The following is a 16,057-nucleotide window of genomic DNA, read 5'->3' as shown; positions in this document are numbered from 1 at the left end:
GTCCTTTCAGGATATATCAGGAGGTCAATCTGTCAGAACGCAAACTCTTGCCCGTTAGGATAAGTTCAGCTTAGCCTGTTACTATGTCGTCCCGTATCCCTTCGCTAAACTGGCTGCGCGTTTTCGAGGCCGCTGCTCGAACCGAGAGCTTTGCCCGCGCCGCCGCGCAACTCAACATGTCCGCAGCCGCGGTCAGCCAGCAAGTTAAGGCTCTGGAAACCCGATTGGGAACTCCTTTGTTTCATCGTCATGCTCACGCAGTGACTCTGACCGAGGCAGGTCGTGCCTATCTGCCATCCGTTCAGCAATCCTTGCTGATGTTGGAAACAGCCACCACCGGACTCTTTGGTGAAACGCGGGAACAACGACTGTACGTCCAGTCCGTTTTGCTTTTTGCACATGGAATACTGGCGGGTGGATTGCCTGATTTTCAAACCATCCATCCACATATCAATTTGTCCCTCACCACTGGCAATCTAGAGGCGGATTTTGCCAATCGATTTACCGATTTGCAGATCGTGTTTGGAAACCCAACTCTATTCGGGACGGAAGGAGACGAATTGCTGCAAGAGCGTCTGTACCCGGTAGCGCCACCAGAAATCTCAGAGCAAATTCAACGGCCTCAGGATTTGTTTCAGTTCCCTCTGATCGAAGTTTCAACCCATCGTGCCAGTTGGCTTCACCTATTCGATACTCTGCGCTTGCCATCTGGACAGGCCCGTTTTTTCTTCGCTGACAATTCCCTTATGGCTGCCGAGCTCTCTGCCAGCGGCGGTGGAATCGCTTTGGCCCGGGCGCCTGCGTCAGACAGAATTATGAAATTGTCAGGCTTGGTTCCCTGCCTGCCCGAAATTGAGGTCGCAGGGCAAGAAGCATACCACCTTGTCTACCCTTCTAAAGGCGCACTGCGCCCTGCCGCTCGTGCGTTTCGCGAGTGGTTGCTGGACTATAATGCCGCCGTCCAAACCCGGTAGCGCCCCTGCCCCGTGACTTCTCGGATTAAGCCGCGCTCGGAAAACCGATCGATATTGCGTTGAACTGCGGCGCGTGAGGCCTTCGTCAATTCTTCGGCCAAGGGAGCGGAAACCATGGGCCACGCTGTCAGGACATCAATCAAACGCGGAGGTGTACGTCCGCTAAGTCCGCTCGTTGCTTCTCGAGCGCGTTGGTCCCAGGCACTGATCCGATCCAGATGCAAAAGCGCAGACAATGCCGCCTGCCCCGCCCCCCTGATCCAGGCCGAAAGCTTTTCACGAGGTTCCCCAAAACCTCGCAGCGCACCCGGTCCGGACAAAGCTATCGGCATAAACATTGCCCCGCCCCGCCCCATCGTCGCAGCGTGCCGGGCAGCAATGATGGCAGCCTCTGTATCCTGCCCGATCCCTGGTGAAAACGCGCGCCATGCATGAAACCCGATTGCAGCCTGCGTTACCGGATGTAAGCCGCTGGCGTTCTGCATTACTTCAGCAAGGTCGGCGACCGCCTCTGGAATCTCTTCTATACCCTGCGCCGTGCGATCCAAAAACGCAGTCAGACCTGTTTCCCATCCCCCTTCGGACGGGCCCGACCCCGCAGTCAACCTGCGCACGGCCCAACCGGCCCGAAACAACGCCTGAACATCATCACCGGTGGCGCCTATCCGTAGCCCTGTCCATAAAGCAAGGCGGTCTACACTGATCCTATCACCCGTCCACCAACCCAAATCGGACACGTCCATCAGAGCCAAACGATGGGTCCATCCATTGGGCCCTGCGCGCAAACGTTCGTCTAACGCACCGAAAGTAGCTGCTAAGTCGGCCAATTCATAAGACAGTTCCGATTGCGCCTCACGCCAATCCCTGGGGTCGAACAACAAACGCTGTTCTGCTTTGGGGCTGGGTGACAGAAAGTCCTCAATCGCTTCTTCATCCTCGGGCGGCAAAAACCAGAGATCGTCATCGTCAGCAGGGTCTGCGTCATAGATGCTGGGAGGACCGACCGCATCGGCGTCCTCATCTGGATCTGGGATGACAGGTTTCGGCGTCATACCCGGTATATTTCTGAGATTTGGCGGGGTTCACAAGGCGTTTTTGCGCCTTTTACCCTCAGCTTGCAAAACGTGTCGTCAGAAAGTCCAGTTGGCCGCTCAGATCTGTTTGGTCGCTGCTGCCTAGCAACATGTAACCATACCCATCCTGCGCCCATGTTGCCGTAGCCAAACCACTGAGGACCGCTTGCTTCACATCCTTACTTGGCGCGCCCTCGCCCTGTCGGATCACACAGAACGCAAACGGCTGGCCGTTTGCATCAGCAAACACCACTTGAACAAGCGGCTTTCCATTGAACGACAGGACCTGAGCGCGCTTAAGCTCCATACCCGGCAATGCCTCAAGCGCTTCGCGGTTAAGTGAGCGGCCCAACTGTTCCTCAGCCAAAGCAAACTGTGCGTCGAGTGCTTCGGATGAGCTGTCCAGCGACGCAATCGTATCCGGGACATACAGAGATTGGTAAATCGCGGCCTGCTGGGCCCAACCCATCGGTACGGGCCGCGTTGCCCAAAAAGTTGCCGAAACGGCGATTACAGCAACCGAAGCCGCAACGGCCAACAAACGCAACCCTCCGCTGGCGGGGGGCACCGAGACCGAAGGTTCTAGATCGGGCAAAACGACCTCAGGTGTTTCGGCGGGCAAGCCTTCAAAAACCGTTTGCACAACAGGCGCGAAGGGGTCCAGCGCCATCAGGCGTTGTTCAAGTTCGGGATCAGCTTCGACTGCGCTTTCAACAGCGCTTGTTTCGGCCTCATCCAGATTGCCTTCCAGATACGCCAACAGCGTCTCATCGGAAAACTTCATTTGCCCCTCCGTCGAACGGTGTTCGCCGCCTCATGCTGCATAACGCTTTTCAGTTTCTGCCGGGCGTTGGACAACCGGCTCATGATAGTTCCTATCGGCACCTCCAGCAACGCGGCGGCCTCGCGATAGCTATAGCCCTCGACGAACACAAGCATCACCGTTTCCCGCTGCGCTTCTGGCAACTGCATCACTTGTGTAAACACTTCAGCAGCGAAAATATTCGTTTCCGTATCGGGTCCGGTTGCAATTAATTCCGCCTCGGGCGTGACAGACAGCGCCTGCGCCTTTCGGACCGACCGCGATCGTACTTCGTTTAGCCAGATCGAACGGCAGATCGTCATTAACCAACTGTCCAAACGAGCGTGCGAAGTGATCTGATGATGCCGTTCCAGCGCGCGCAGACAGGTGGATTGCAAAAGGTCGTCGGCCACATCTGAAGCGCCCGACAGAGCAAGCCCGAACCGCCAAACACGTTTCGAATGCATTTGGATGGCGCCGCGCACGGCCTGTTCCGAGCTTATTTCACCACTCATCGAATAAATCGCGACCTGTGTGTGTTTGTCATTCACGGACCGGGCCCGCGGGCTCAGATTTGACATAACCCGAGGAGGAATGAAATGAAACTTCTGTTGAAGGCAGTCACGATTGCGTCGGCAATTGTTGCAACCCCCGTGCTTGCCGAAAGCTGGACACTGGCTCCGGAAGGCTCTCATCTGGCCTACGGCACCATCAAAAAAGACACCGTGGGCGAGGTTAACTCCTTCACCAATCTTAGCGGTCACGTCGGCCCGGATGGCAAAGCTGAAATCGAGATTGATCTTTCCTCGGTCGAAACCAATATCGACATTCGCAACGACCGGATGATCGAATTTGTTTTCCGCAAAGCTGGCACCGCATCGCTAACGGCCCAGTTCAACATGAGCAAAGTCTCAAACTTGAGCGTGGGTGAAACCACCACGGTCGATGCCGAAGCTGTCCTGTCTTTGGCAGGAACTGATGTCGAGTTTGATACCGAAATGTTTGTAGCCCGACTGTCCGAAACGTCGGTGATGGTATCGACCAATGATATGGTTTTCCTAAGCACCGAAGATGCCGGCGTGAATGCGGGAGTCAACAAACTGATGGAACTGGCCGACTTGCCGGGCATCACCCGCACGGTTCCCGTGACTGCGCGTCTGATTTTCAACATGGATGACAAAAAGGCCGAAGCGGCCCCCGCTGCCCCGGTCACTGTGGCCGCGGTTGTAGGAGACGTAAAGGCGGGGAAAAAAGTGTTCCGCAAGTGTAGCGCTTGCCACAAGCTGGATCAGGATAAGCACACTGTCGGCCCCTCTTTGCACGGGATTATCGGCGCAACTGCTGGACAGGCAGATGGTTTCCGGTATTCAGGCCCTATGCAAAACTCGGAAATCGTCTGGACACCTGAAACACTGACTGCATTCCTGGCTGACCCTAAAGGCACCGTTCCCGGAAACAAAATGCAGTTTCGCGGCCTGAAAAAGGAAGACGATATCATCAACGTCATTGCTTACCTTCAGGAGAAGTCTCAGGGAGACTCCTAAAGGGTGAATGCCCATTCAACTCTCATTAGCTCGTTATCAGCCTGATGGGAGCTTTTCGGAGTTTCAATCGGCGCGCCAAGTGAAACGGTCATCAGAACACAGACCAATTCAATGCGCGCGCCAACTCTTCAATGGCCTTCAAAGCCAGAACAGAGTTCCCCTTTTCATCCAAGCCCGGGCTCCAAGCGGCGATCGAGCCAACACCGGGCGCAATGGCAACGACGCCTCCTCCGACCCCACTTTTACAGGGTAACCCGATCCGGAAAGCAACTTCACCCGAAGCATCGTAACAGCCGCATGTCATCATCAAAGCGTTTATCCGGCGGACACGCTCTGGTGTGACAGCGGCGGTTTCGGCATTCGGTCCTTTGGCACCCGATGCCAGGAACCGGGTGGCAACGGCAAGTTGTAGGCAACTCATTGCAATACTGCATTGTCGAAAATAGCTTTCGGTGACTTTACGCACGTCACCTTTGATATTGCCCTCGGCAAGCATGAAGTAAGCCAACGCTCTGTTCCGATCCCCCGTTGCGACTTCCGAAGCGAACACGTCTTCATCCACCGAGATATCCTGCGCTTCGGCCAAACGTCGGCAAAGATCCAGAACCGGATGCACATCCTCTTCATCCGAACGATGCTCAAGTATCACGTCAGACACCACGATCGCCCCGGGATTGATGAAAGGATTCCTTGGCTTACCCCGTTCGAACTCCAGCTGAACTATAGAGTTGAAGGGATCGCCCGAAGGCTCGCGCCCGACCCGCCGCCATAGTGTTGCCCCTACATGTTCAAGCGCAACAACCAGGCCAAAGACTTTGGATATACTCTGAATCGAAAATGGGACATCTCCATCTCCGGCAATAAGCGGAGGACCTTCGAGCGGTGCGACAGCTATCCCAAATTGGTTCAGCGAAACATCAGCCAATTCGGGTATGTAATCAGCAACCTCGCCACGATTTGCCTCTCCGGCCATGTGGTTCGTGATCTTGTTGAGCGTTTCCTGAACAAGTGTCGGATCAAGAGGTTTGCGCATCTTCATTCCAGATTTTGGCTGAGACACCTTTTGGTGAACCCTCAAAGTCCGCCAATACGAAAGTCGGTTCTTGACCGGCTTTCCTTTGACTGAAGTAGTCCTGCGTGAGACGGTAGACAGTGCCGGACAACAACAAGATCGCAGTCAGATTGATAACGGCCATTAGCCCCATTGCAGCATCGGCAAAGTTGAAAACGGTCGCAACGGTTTGCATTGCGCCCCAAACCACCATTGCCAAACACGCCGCCCTGAGCAGAGACATCGCAAACTTGCTTTCCAGCCCAAGGAAAACCATCGCGTTTTCGGCGTAGGAATAGTTCCCAAGAATGGATGTGAACGCGAAAAAGATGATCGCGATGGCAATAAAGTAGGTTCCGATCGGGCCCAGGTGAACGTCCAGTGCGTTCTGTGTCAGCTGCATTCCTGTGGCTTCGCCCCCATCCAAAGCCCCAGATAGCAAAATCAACAGTGCGGTTGCAGTACAGACGAGGATCGTATCCACAAAGCAACCAAAGGCCTGAACCAATCCTTGGCTAGAGGGGTGATGCGGTGACGGTGTAGCAACGGCCGCGATGTTTGGGGCAGAGCCCATACCGGCTTCGTTTGAGAAAAGTCCGCGTTTGATGCCGTTCAACATCGCTGCCATTACACCGCCTGCTACTCCGCCAGCGGCCTCTTCCAAACCCAAAGCGCTGGACACGATCAGCCACAACAGGCCCGGCACCTCAGATATATTCAAGATCATCACGATCACTGCGATCAAAAGGTAACCACCTGCCATGAACGGCACCAATATCTCGGCGACCTTAGCAATAGCTTTAATGCCTCCAAAGATGACAACTGCCGCAGCAGCAGCGACTGCGATACCGACCCAGAGCTTTTCTATCCCAAAAGCGCCGCTCAAGGCCTCGGCAATCGAATTCGATTGAACCGCTACGAAAATCAGCCCGAAGCTGAGGATCAGACAAACCGAAAACAGTACACCAGCCCATGGGGCATTCAGACCCTTGGAAATATAGAATGCCGGCCCGCCGCGGAAGTCACCGCCCTTTGTGGTGATTTTATAAAGCTGCGCGAGAGTACTTTCGGAATATGCAGTGGCCATTCCGACCAAAGCGACCATCCACATCCAGAAAATAGCGCCGGGTCCACCCAACGTCAGTGCGACCGCAACACCGGCAAGGTTTCCGGTGCCAACGCGTGATGCAAGACTGACAGTTAGTGCCTGAAATGGTGTGATGCCGCGTTTGTCCGTACCAGGGGCCGAGGTAATAACACGCAGCATTTCACCGAAGTGTAGAAACTGTGGTGCTCCCAATCGAATGGTAAAATAGAGACCCGCGCCCAGAAGGCCGTAGAGGAGGACATAGTTCCAGAGGATGCCGTTTAATCCATCAACAAAAAAATCCATTCTTGACCCTCAACAATCCCAAAGACTGTGCGCAAGTTCCAAAAAGACTGCGCAAAAAAAATCAATTACTAATGCACCTTAGCACTTAAGCATTATATTTGGGATTTTTTCATTCTGGTCAGACAAAACGAACCAACGTGCCGTCCCTGCTCGGCTTCTGCCTATAACTGGTTGGCTGAGAAAGTATCGCAACTGTTGGGGTCAGCGGTTTTATAACCACGATAAAACCAATTCTGTCTCTGCTCACTGGTGCCATGTGTGAAGCTGTCGGGGACAATCACACCCTGTTGCGCCCGTTGGAGAGCATCATCTCCGATAGCGGCAGCAGTGTTCAGCGCTTCTTCAATATCACCTGGCTCCAATACGCCAAAACGTTGGTCGACGGCACGTGCCCATACGCCGGAGTAACAATCAGCCTGAAGTTCAACACGGACAGAAAGTGCATTCGCCTGGACCTGACTGGATTGGCTTTTGGCGCGGTTAACCTGCTCGAGAACACCCAAACTGTTTTGCACGTGATGAGCCACTTCATGTGCGATCACATATGCCTTGGCAAAATCGCCCCGTGCACCCAGACGCTGCTCCATCACCTGAAAGAAAGAGGTATCCAGATAAACGCGCTGATCAACCGGGCAATAGAACGGGCCGGTTGCCGCCATCGCATTTCCACATGCCGAATGAGTCCGACCTGCGAAAAGGACCAGTATCGGCGGAGTGTACTGAATTCCGGATTGCTGGAAAATCTGCGACCAGACCGCTTCGGTATCCGCCAAAACCACGGCGACGAACTCTTCGGTTTCATCGTCAATTTGCACCGGCGCATTGGCCTGCGGGGACGTTAGCTGACCACCACCTGTCAAAAACGGGGTTACATCCACGCCAAGGAACAAACCGATGACAATCACCGCAATCAGGCCAAAGCCACCTATGCCAGCGCGGGATACACCACGAGATCCATGGCGCCGATCTTCAATGTTTCGGCTTGTACGTCTTCCTCGCCACCGCATGAGACCTCCTAACCTAATGGACATCTTAACATAGTTTTTGCGATGTTCCTTGCTCTTCAAAGCAAACTCAGGAAACGGTCTTGATGCCCTGTCGGTTTGATGCGTGCCTTGGGATGGGCAAACTCAACAAGGCTCAGCATACGGATTGCAGACAATCTCTAACAAATGCACGCAGCCCTCTCACCGAAGCACGAAACGTGACTATTGATGGCCAGCTTTGGAATTCTGAACGAACGATTGCGGGAGATTGCCCATGTGGTTTCTCCCCCTTTCCCTTAGGGATGCGGCTGGCTAAGAAGTTTCTCCATACATTTTCAGGAGGCCCCTTTGGACCGCATTGCCCGCACCATCGCCACCGAGATCAATGCCCGCCCCGCACAGGTGGGCGCCGCGGTGAAACTGCTGGACGAAGGGGCCACCGTCCCCTTTGTCGCCCGATACCGCAAAGAGGTCACAGGCGGATTGGACGATACCCAACTACGCACATTGTCCGATCGCCTGACCTATCTACGCGAACTTGAGGCGCGACGGGAAACGATCCTTGGCTCAATCAAGGATCAGGGTAAGCTTACCGACGATCTGGCTAAGTCAATCGCGCAGGCTGACACCAAGGCTCAGCTTGAAGACATTTATCTGCCCTACAAACCAAAGCGCCGGACCAAAGCAATGATCGCGAGGGAAATCGGACTCGAGCCGCTTGCAGATGGCATTCTGAACGATCGCTCCGCCAATCCTGAAACGCTGGCGCAGGATTTTGTGACAGAAGCTGTACCCACAACCAAAGACGCGCTGAACGGTGCGCGCGACATTATAACTGAGCGTCTGACAGAAAACGCCGTTCTGTTGGGTGAACTGCGCAGCTTTATGCAGCGAGAGGCTTTGCTGACCTCAAAAGTTATCGATGGCAAGCAACAAGAAGGTGCGAAGTTCAGCGACTATTTCGATCACTCTGAACTATGGTCCAATGCACCATCCCATCGGGCGTTGGCCATGTTGCGGGCCTCGAAAGAGGGGATCGTAACACTCGATATTGCACCCGAACCTGAGACTGGTGCAGCCCGGGCTGAGGCAATTGTGGCAGCGCAATTGCACACCCGAAGCGAAGCACCGGGAGATCTTTGGCTTCGCAAAGTGGCTGGGTGGACTTGGCGAGTGAAGCTGTCCTTGTCGATGATGGTCGAACTGATGGCGGATCTAAGGAGCCGTGCTCAAACCGAAGCAATTCAGGTTTTTTCTCGCAATCTCAAAGACTTAATGTTCTCTGCACCCGCTGGCGCGCGTGCAACGTTGGGTTTGGACCCTGGAATACGCACCGGTGTAAAGGCTGCTGTTGTTGATTCAACAGGCAAGGTGGTTGCAACGGAAACACTCTACCCCTTTCAACCAAAAAATGACTTGCGCGGTGCACAGTCTTCTATCCTGAAACTGATCGCCACGCATAAGATTGAACTCATTGCTATCGGCAACGGCACCGCCAGCCGTGAAACAGAAAAGATGGTGGCAGACACCCTTAAACTTCTGCCAAAAACCGTTACGCCTCCGACCAAGGTTGTCGTCTCTGAGGCTGGCGCTTCGGTCTACTCAGCGTCAGAACTCGCTGCTCGCGAGTTTCCAGATCTAGATGTTTCACTGCGTGGGGCGGTTTCGATCGCAAGGAGGCTGCAGGATCCATTGGCCGAATTGGTCAAGATCGAGCCAAAATCCATCGGCGTTGGACAATATCAGCATGACGTCGATCAGCATCGATTGTCCCAATCGTTGGAATCTGTAATCGAAGACGTTGTGAACGCCGTTGGTGTTGATTTGAACACCGCCTCTGCGCCACTGCTTTCTCACGTATCAGGCCTAGGGCCGGGTTTGGCTGAGGCCATCGTTTTGCACCGCGATTTGAATGGCGCTTTTCAATCGCGTAAGGAGTTGCTGAAAGTTGCTCGGCTTGGTCCGCGCGCCTTTGAGCAATGTGCCGGATTCTTACGTATTCGTGACGGATCAGAGCCACTCGATGCCTCTTCGGTTCATCCGGAATCTTACGAAGTCGCGCGCCGCATTGTTGCCGCATGTGGCCGGGATATTCGTCAGATCATGGGCCATGACGGTGCCTTGAAAGGATTACGCGCCGAGCAGTTTGTTGACGACAGGTACGGATTGCCCACTGTTCAGGATATCTTTGCAGAACTTGAAAAGCCTGGACGTGATCCTCGGCCGAGTTTCGTAACTGCGTCCTTTACGGACGGAGTTGAAAACATCACCGACTTGAAGCCCGGAATGGTTTTGGAAGGCACAGTCACCAACGTTGCCGCATTCGGAGCATTTGTGGACATCGGAGTGCACCAGGACGGTCTGGTTCACGTCAGTCAGTTAGCAGACCGATTTGTCAAAGACCCCCACGAAGTGGTCAAGACAGGACAAGTGGTGAAAGTCTCAGTCGCTGATGTTGACGTTCAGCGTAAACGGATTGGGTTGACCATGCGCAAGGATGGCGGTGCTTCAGGTCGCGAAAGTCGCCCTGAACGTACGTCAAATAAGTTCCGCCAGCACTCAGGGGGAAAGCAACCACAACGCGCAAAATCTCAGCGAAATGCGCACAACAACGCCATGGCAGACGCACTAAAATCTGCGATGAAGGATCGTTGATTAGCTAGATACCGCTACCTCCCTATCTGCATTCTGATACCCGGCGCTTTAATCGAAGGCGTCGGGTTCTAATTCTTTCCAAAAATCGAAAATTGCCGAAGCGTTCAAACCGGAGCGCCACCCGTGCGCACGGAAATGTTCGCGATCCAAGTCATTGTCCAGCCCTGCCAGAAACAGCCGTTTGTCCGCATCCCTCTGCGTAGGGTTTCGTCGCGAAACCAGTGTTTCGACGATAGAGAGCTTTCTCGATCGCTCAGCACGTTCAGCGGCGCGCGTTTCATAGGCCATGTCCTCCTGCGCCTTTTGCGCCGCTCTTTGTTGTGCGGCCTCTATAGCTTCGGGACTTGGCTCAGCAGGCTTTTCTTCCTCTGGCGTTTGATAATCGTCTCTCAGTGCCGCAGACAGGTATCCCACGGTGGATTTCACACCCCCCTGCCCGCTTACATAGTCAAGCTTCTGCTGAACATAGTCCTCCCCATGTTCGGCAATCCACTGTCGGGCAAGTCTGTCCGAGACACCCCGCTCACGTAGCGATCTATAGACGTCCAGGTTTCTTACACCGTCGCTGTCATCAATCTCGAACATCGCCTTTTGAGGGTTTCCCTTTATGAGGAAACGAATGTCCGTGACAGTTCTGCCCTTTTTCTGAAACTCTGGCTCGATCAAGATATCAGAGCTTTTATTAACCTCAGCGACCGCGGGTTTGATGATCTTCGCGTTGAGATGTTTAAAACTACTGTAGTAGTCACTACCATCGACTCCCATAAGCTTTCGGAACACATCCAACGGCCACCATCCGGTGGAGCCTGTCCGCACGAACCGGTAGCAGTTTTCATACAAAGCCAGCCCGTGCCCGGAGCTAAAGTTTCTTTGAATCTGGACGTTGATTAGTGCGTATATCTTTGGATCGTACAGCTTTTGAGCAAGAGCTGGAGAATAAGCGTATTCACAGACACCGTTCTTGAGCTTTGCAAAACTCAGAAGCGAAGACACACCCCATTCCTGACGCCCTTGTTCATCCAACATGTCCCATTCGGCAACTGTTTCGGCCAAGGCACGCAGACTGGCCCGTAGTGTGTCAAAGTCATTGGAGTTGTACCCAACCATCATGGCCAACGTCCGGGCATCGATTGTGTGAGTCGATGCTGAGGTTAGAGCGTCATAGGCATTCAACAGCAAGACGTTCGACAGCTTACGCTGCAACAACGTAAGTTTACCGCTGATATGAATCGCGGCTACGTTCTTCTTCACCGTCTCCCTGCGCAATGCGCCAGAGAGGTGATCCATGTCCAACTGTGTTTCCGGCATGATTCTGCCTGACTGCTCATTTTGCTAATTTCTGCCATGAAAAGTACCTTTGGATCAATCTAATTTGGGTACCCAAATACAGGAGAAGGGGAATCCCGCGTTTGGGTACCTAAGTGAGTCACGCAGTGAGTTATCCCCAGGTAGGCAACAAAATGGACATCTCGAGGTGCCGATTACGATAGTTATCCCCGGCAACATCCTACGAATTAGGGTCTAAAACAGTTAAAAAATCAAAGTCCTGCGAATCGGGCCCCTTCTTCCCGGACTCGGCTACTCTTCAACCTGCTTACGGGCACCCTTCGTCCTGTATCTGGGTTCTTTTGATCCCGCAAAGGGGAACCCAAAAGCACTTAAGTGCATGGAAAATAACAATTTATATTCAGCAAATATTATAAACTATCTAAAAGAAATAAACTCTTTGTTCCCCTTGGTGTGCTTCTTTTTATTGGTTTCGTGGCGAAACCGGGTCCCAATGGCTTTTTCTGTGGAAAATTAACCTTCTGAGGATAGCTTCACAGCTTCATGTTCGCTATGTTCCTAAATATACGCCGTGAAGGCGAACATTATTCGAGGCATCGACAGTGACGAAATCAAACCAACCTCCCTTACCGCCATACTTGAATCTAGACCCGGAAGTAGCTGCAGGTAAGTTGCCGGATCCTATCGGCACATCTCGATTCGCAAAAGCAGCCAGTTTCTGCGCGAAAGGACGTGAGGACCTTGCTCGCCGAGGTTACGCTCCCGACGGTGAAAAGCGGCTTCGGCGTTTCTCGATTTGGGAGATAACAAAGTATCTCATACCAGTGGCTCCTGCACATTTAAGACGCGTTCTGAAAGCAAACCCTGACCTTCCCCAGGGGGAGGGGGAAGCTGGATCGAAGTGGTTCACCCTTGACGAAGTATTGCAGCTCAGAAAGCACTTTGCGGCTGAGGGAGTCAGCACCAAGGAATACCTGCCTTATCGTCCAGAAGGACTGCCGGCTAAAGTCGTCGCAGTCGCTAATTTTAAGGGCGGTGTCGGGAAAACGTCGACTGCGGCCCATTTGGCAATGTCGGCTGCGCTAGATGGTTATAAGGTCCTGGTTATTGATTTGGATAGCCAGGGATCGATGACCTCTATTCTGGGCGGTAACGTTGCTGATGAATGGCAGACTGTTTTCCCACTTATCGCCAAGGATTACGCCCGCGCTGTGCAGGAAGAAAATCGGGTGCGTGTCGCCGGAGCGCAGCCTGAAATTCCTTTAGACGAAACACTGCAAGAAGCCTTGAACACCCTGCCCCGTGACGTAATTCAAAAAACGCATTGGCCAAACATTGATTTAATTGGCGCCCAGCTGAACCTCTACTGGGCTGAATTTCAGATCCCGGTGTGGCGTATGGGCTTGCGAAGCTGGCCGCTGTGGGATGGATTAACCAACTTCCTGCAGGACGAAGGTGTTTTGAACGATTACGACATCGTAATCCTGGATACGCCTCCTGCACTTGGGTACCTAACTATTAATGCCCTAGCCGCAGCTGACATTCTTTTGGTGCCTTTGGGGGCTTCTTTCCTCGAGTTTGATTCAACCGGGCGCTTTTTCGACATGCTCTATACCACCTTCGCAAGTATTGAAGATGGAGAGAACGCAGCGCAGAGAGCTGCTGGGTTGCCTGAGTTGAAGTTCGAATGGGATGTAGTGCGGGCCATCATTACGCGATTTGATGCCAGTCAGCAGACGGATATGGCAAATGTTATTCAGGCCTACTTCGGGGACTTTATGAACGCGTATAGGCAGGACTACACCGCTTTGGTCGGGCAGGCCGGAGAGCAGGTGAACGGAATCTACGAGGCCGACTACCGTGACTTTAACCGCGAGACATACGTTCGTGGTCGGGAAACATTCGATAGAACCTATGCCGAATTCAAAGAAGTGTTGATCGGGTGTTGGTGGCGCGATGCTCAGATGGGAGGAGAAGCAGATGGCTAAACGCAGAAGACTGACAGCACCTGACACCGCTGAGCTTGAGCAGATGGAAGCAGGTTTCGTCGCGAAACCATCAATTAGTCCGTTTGAGTCGAAGAATTCAGCACCACCGATTGCACAGGTGGCCGCTGAAGCTGCAACATTAAATGGTATGGCCGGTGTTACAGACAGGCTGGCTTTGGCACAGGATCAAGGTGATGCTGCGCGCTGGCGACAAGCTCAGGACGCGGGTTTGATCGCCGAAGAATTGCCTACCGACAAGATCGATGCGGACTATATTCGGCGCGACCGTATGGTCGAAGACGAAGAAGCCATGTTGGAACTTCTGGAGTCTCTGCGAGCTCACGGATTGCGCACACCAATTGAAGTCACGCGCAACGGCGAGGAATACGGTCTTATCTCGGGCTATAGACGCCTCGAAGCATTCAGGCGACTTGCTGAAACAGACGATAGGTTTACTCAGATTCCAGCATTTATTCGTGAAGCTGGTTCGGGGCAGGGCGCTTATGTTTCGATGGTTGAGGAGAACGAGCTTCGCGCTAACCTTAGCCCATATGAACGTGGGCGTATCGCGGTGTTGTCCGCAGGGCAGGGGGTATTTGCGTCAACTGAAGCAGCGGTAGACGCTCTTTTCGCAGCGGCATCCAAAGCGAAGCGATCGAAAGTTCGCAGCTTTGCGATGGTCCATGAAGCTCTCGGAGATCTACTTCAACATCCAGTGGCTCTGTCGGAGAAAGCCGGGTTGAAACTGGCGTCGGCTTTGCGGGACGGGGCCCAGGGAAAACTACGTCAAGCGTTAGCCGGGGTAGGGGAGTTGGATGCAAAGTCTGAGTGGGCTTTGTTAGAAGCTACTCTGAAATCAACGCCAGAGGCGTCGAAGGATAAATCCAGAGGGGGGCGCCCTCAGCAAATTCAACGCCTGGCCCAAACTGCTTTGATTGGAGGGGGTAAGGTTACCGCAGAGCTTTCTTCCGGTGAACTGCGAATTCGAATCCAGGGCAGAGAACTTGAAGAGGCAGAGGCTAAGGAGATTGTTGAGCAGATCTGCCAGCGCCTAAACTAGTTTCGCTACGAAACCGGAGCTCGAATAGCTTTGGGCTCCGGTTCATCAAAAAATGTAGGATTCTATGCGCTTAGCCCGAGGTCGAGCAAAACATAGAATCTCTCCATCAATAGGGTAGTGGTCATAAGTAGTAAATAATGAGCATTACGAGAAAAATAGAGCTAAGAGGCAAGCGCTACGACTGATTGACGATAGCGCTCAGTCGTTCGTCGATAATGGTTCTTCCAAAAGTTTCAGGCGCTAGATGCAAAGCTAGCTCCATGTGGTGCCGAGAGCATCAAACGCTGCCGCAATATTCGGATCCGCTTTGCGGGAGGCAAGGGATACAAATCGCAGCGAGGTTTCAATTCTGACCGTATCGGACACAACCAGCCCGCGCGACTGCATCTCCTCCAAAGCGATTGACTCCCTGCAAAGGCTCAACCCGATACCAGAGCGGACCATCGCAAGCATCGACGGTTCTTGATCAACCAAGCAGACAGGCTCCGGTTGGCAATCAAGGTCGGCGTAAATGCTCTCAAGCAAGCGGTAGTGTACCGAGTTCTCTGGTGTTCCGATCCAAGGCAGCGAGGCCAGTTCTGACCAGTCCTTGCCCACTATGCGTCGTCCCCATCCGGCCGGAGCTATTACTCGATAAGTAAATTTGGTCAGCTCTCTTTGAAAGAAGATGGATTGGCTCGGACCTTCTCCACCAAGCTCATAACATTCGAGGTCACCCAGAAAAAAACCTACGTCTACCTGACCATCGACCAACCGGTGTATGACATCGCCGCTTATACCATGAACCAACTTTGTTTGCAGATCAGGGTAGCCATCTACAAGCGCTGCCAGGAACGCACCGAGACGAATAAAGTCTGGATCGACGATCGTCCCAAGTCGCAAAGTGCCCCGGACATTTCCGTTTACCCGGCGGGCTGTTTGGCCGAACTCCGCGATGGCAGCTTGGACTTTTTCTGCTTTTGCTACAAGGGCTTCGCCATCCCTGGTTAACTCTACACCTTTGGATGTCCGATGGAACAATTCAAGTCCCGTGTCTTGAGCCAGACGTTTCAACTGCAGGCTGACTGCGGGCTGTGTGAGATGCAATCGCTTGGCTGCGCGCGAGATGTTCCCTTCTTGGGCAACGGCGACAAAAGCGTTGAGAATTCGGATGTCAGAGATGGGTTTCATATTAATTTTGTTTATAACAGTTGGTTTCATTAGTCATTGGATTTCTGGGTGGTGGTTCGAGGAAACTGCTTTGA

General features: G+C 53.2%; 13 protein-coding genes. 5 read left to right on the top strand and 8 right to left on the bottom strand.

Annotation, left to right across the window (positions count from 1 at the left end; all coding sequences use genetic code 11):
• The first annotated feature begins 83 nt into the window (after positions 1–83).
• Positions 84–974 (top strand): LysR family transcriptional regulator, encoded by an 891-nt coding sequence (locus tag ACR0EO_RS20085; protein WP_480692598.1) that lies wholly within the window; start codon positions 84–86, stop codon positions 972–974.
• Here ACR0EO_RS20085 and ACR0EO_RS20080 read toward each other — a convergent pair.
• From ACR0EO_RS20080 to ACR0EO_RS20070, 3 genes are read right to left on the bottom strand one after another with little or no spacing between them, the layout of a single operon-like run.
• Positions 947–2,026 carry a helix-turn-helix domain-containing protein gene (locus ACR0EO_RS20080; protein WP_480692596.1) on the bottom strand — a complete coding sequence of 360 codons (1,080 nt, stop codon included), beginning with the start codon at positions 2,024–2,026 and terminating at the stop codon, positions 947–949. The two genes, ACR0EO_RS20085 and ACR0EO_RS20080, sit on opposite strands and share 28 nt — an antisense overlap.
• A 58-nt stretch (positions 2,027–2,084) precedes the next feature.
• Positions 2,085–2,831: an anti-sigma factor gene (locus ACR0EO_RS20075; protein ID WP_480692595.1), complete on the bottom strand. Its 747-nt coding sequence runs from the start codon at positions 2,829–2,831 to the stop codon at positions 2,085–2,087.
• Positions 2,828–3,400, bottom strand: coding sequence for an RNA polymerase sigma factor (locus ACR0EO_RS20070; RefSeq protein ID WP_480692594.1), 573 nt, complete (start codon positions 3,398–3,400; stop codon positions 2,828–2,830). Before ACR0EO_RS20070 ends, ACR0EO_RS20075 begins: the two co-directional genes overlap by 4 nt.
• A 48-nt stretch (positions 3,401–3,448) precedes the next feature.
• On the opposite strand from ACR0EO_RS20070, the gene ACR0EO_RS20065 reads away from it, so the two are divergent.
• Complete coding sequence (locus ACR0EO_RS20065) at positions 3,449–4,393, top strand: c-type cytochrome (protein ID WP_480692593.1); 945 nt, start codon at positions 3,449–3,451, stop codon at positions 4,391–4,393.
• Between the two features lie 91 nt (positions 4,394–4,484).
• Here ACR0EO_RS20065 and ACR0EO_RS20060 read toward each other — a convergent pair whose 3' ends face one another.
• The 3 genes from ACR0EO_RS20060 to ypfJ all read right to left on the bottom strand — a co-directional run bounded on the left by ACR0EO_RS20060 (position 4,485) and on the right by ypfJ (position 7,844).
• Positions 4,485–5,426 (bottom strand): glutaminase, encoded by a 942-nt coding sequence (locus tag ACR0EO_RS20060; protein WP_480692592.1) that lies wholly within the window; start codon positions 5,424–5,426, stop codon positions 4,485–4,487.
• The gene (locus tag ACR0EO_RS20055; RefSeq protein ID WP_480692591.1) at positions 5,410–6,837 is read right to left on the bottom strand and encodes an alanine/glycine:cation symporter family protein; all 1,428 of its coding nucleotides are present in this window, start codon (positions 6,835–6,837) and stop codon (positions 5,410–5,412) included. The genes ACR0EO_RS20060 and ACR0EO_RS20055 overlap by 17 nt, the downstream gene beginning before the upstream one ends.
• A gap of 161 nt (positions 6,838–6,998) precedes the next feature.
• The gene (gene ypfJ / locus ACR0EO_RS20050) at positions 6,999–7,844 is read right to left on the bottom strand and encodes a KPN_02809 family neutral zinc metallopeptidase (protein ID WP_480692590.1); all 846 of its coding nucleotides are present in this window, start codon (positions 7,842–7,844) and stop codon (positions 6,999–7,001) included.
• Positions 7,845–8,171: 327 nt separating this feature from the next.
• Between ypfJ and ACR0EO_RS20045 the strand changes: the two genes are divergently transcribed.
• Positions 8,172–10,478 carry a Tex family protein gene (locus tag ACR0EO_RS20045; RefSeq protein WP_480692589.1) on the top strand — a complete coding sequence of 769 codons (2,307 nt, stop codon included), beginning with the start codon at positions 8,172–8,174 and terminating at the stop codon, positions 10,476–10,478.
• 48 nt (positions 10,479–10,526) lie between these two features.
• On the opposite strand, the gene ACR0EO_RS20040 is transcribed toward ACR0EO_RS20045, so the two are convergent.
• Complete coding sequence (locus tag ACR0EO_RS20040) at positions 10,527–11,786, bottom strand: replication initiation protein (protein WP_480692588.1); 1,260 nt, start codon at positions 11,784–11,786, stop codon at positions 10,527–10,529.
• A 581-nt stretch (positions 11,787–12,367) separates the two neighbouring features.
• Between ACR0EO_RS20040 and ACR0EO_RS20035 the strand changes: the two genes are divergently transcribed.
• Both ACR0EO_RS20035 and ACR0EO_RS20030 read left to right on the top strand, forming a co-directional pair.
• The gene (locus ACR0EO_RS20035; protein WP_480692587.1) at positions 12,368–13,753 is read left to right on the top strand and encodes an AAA family ATPase; all 1,386 of its coding nucleotides are present in this window, start codon (positions 12,368–12,370) and stop codon (positions 13,751–13,753) included.
• Positions 13,746–14,813 (top strand): ParB/RepB/Spo0J family partition protein, encoded by a 1,068-nt coding sequence (locus ACR0EO_RS20030; protein ID WP_480692586.1) that lies wholly within the window; start codon positions 13,746–13,748, stop codon positions 14,811–14,813. Before ACR0EO_RS20035 ends, ACR0EO_RS20030 begins: the two co-directional genes overlap by 8 nt.
• Positions 14,814–15,065: 252 nt before the next feature.
• Here the strand turns inward: ACR0EO_RS20030 and ACR0EO_RS20025 are convergent, their stop codons facing one another.
• The gene (locus ACR0EO_RS20025) at positions 15,066–15,983 is read right to left on the bottom strand and encodes a LysR family transcriptional regulator (protein WP_480692585.1); all 918 of its coding nucleotides are present in this window, start codon (positions 15,981–15,983) and stop codon (positions 15,066–15,068) included.
• Positions 15,984–16,057: the final 74 nt, after the last annotated feature.

The sequence above is a fragment of the Ruegeria sp. BE9 genome (assembly GCF_056538765.1).
Note: the sequence above shows the minus strand (reverse complement) of the source record. Positions and strands in the feature narration are given on the sequence as shown.

What these genes read in the sequence shown, in the direction of transcription:
- ACR0EO_RS20055 (WP_480692591.1), bottom strand. Translation starts at nt 6,837, where the DNA reads ATGGATTTTTTTGTTGATGGATTAAACGGCATCCTCTGGAACTATGTC.
- ACR0EO_RS20030 (WP_480692586.1), top strand. Translation starts at nt 13,746, where the DNA reads ATGGCTAAACGCAGAAGACTGACAGCACCTGACACCGCTGAGCTTGAG.
- ACR0EO_RS20085 (WP_480692598.1), top strand. Translation starts at nt 84, where the DNA reads ATGTCGTCCCGTATCCCTTCGCTAAACTGGCTGCGCGTTTTCGAGGCC.
- ACR0EO_RS20065 (WP_480692593.1), top strand. Translation starts at nt 3,449, where the DNA reads ATGAAACTTCTGTTGAAGGCAGTCACGATTGCGTCGGCAATTGTTGCA.
- ACR0EO_RS20025 (WP_480692585.1), bottom strand. Translation starts at nt 15,983, where the DNA reads ATGAAACCCATCTCTGACATCCGAATTCTCAACGCTTTTGTCGCCGTT.
- ACR0EO_RS20075 (WP_480692595.1), bottom strand. Translation starts at nt 2,831, where the DNA reads ATGAAGTTTTCCGATGAGACGCTGTTGGCGTATCTGGAAGGCAATCTG.
- ACR0EO_RS20080 (WP_480692596.1), bottom strand. Translation starts at nt 2,026, where the DNA reads ATGACGCCGAAACCTGTCATCCCAGATCCAGATGAGGACGCCGATGCG.
- ypfJ (WP_480692590.1), bottom strand. Translation starts at nt 7,844, where the DNA reads ATGCGGTGGCGAGGAAGACGTACAAGCCGAAACATTGAAGATCGGCGC.
- ACR0EO_RS20040 (WP_480692588.1), bottom strand. Translation starts at nt 11,786, where the DNA reads ATGCCGGAAACACAGTTGGACATGGATCACCTCTCTGGCGCATTGCGC.
- ACR0EO_RS20060 (WP_480692592.1), bottom strand. Translation starts at nt 5,426, where the DNA reads ATGCGCAAACCTCTTGATCCGACACTTGTTCAGGAAACGCTCAACAAG.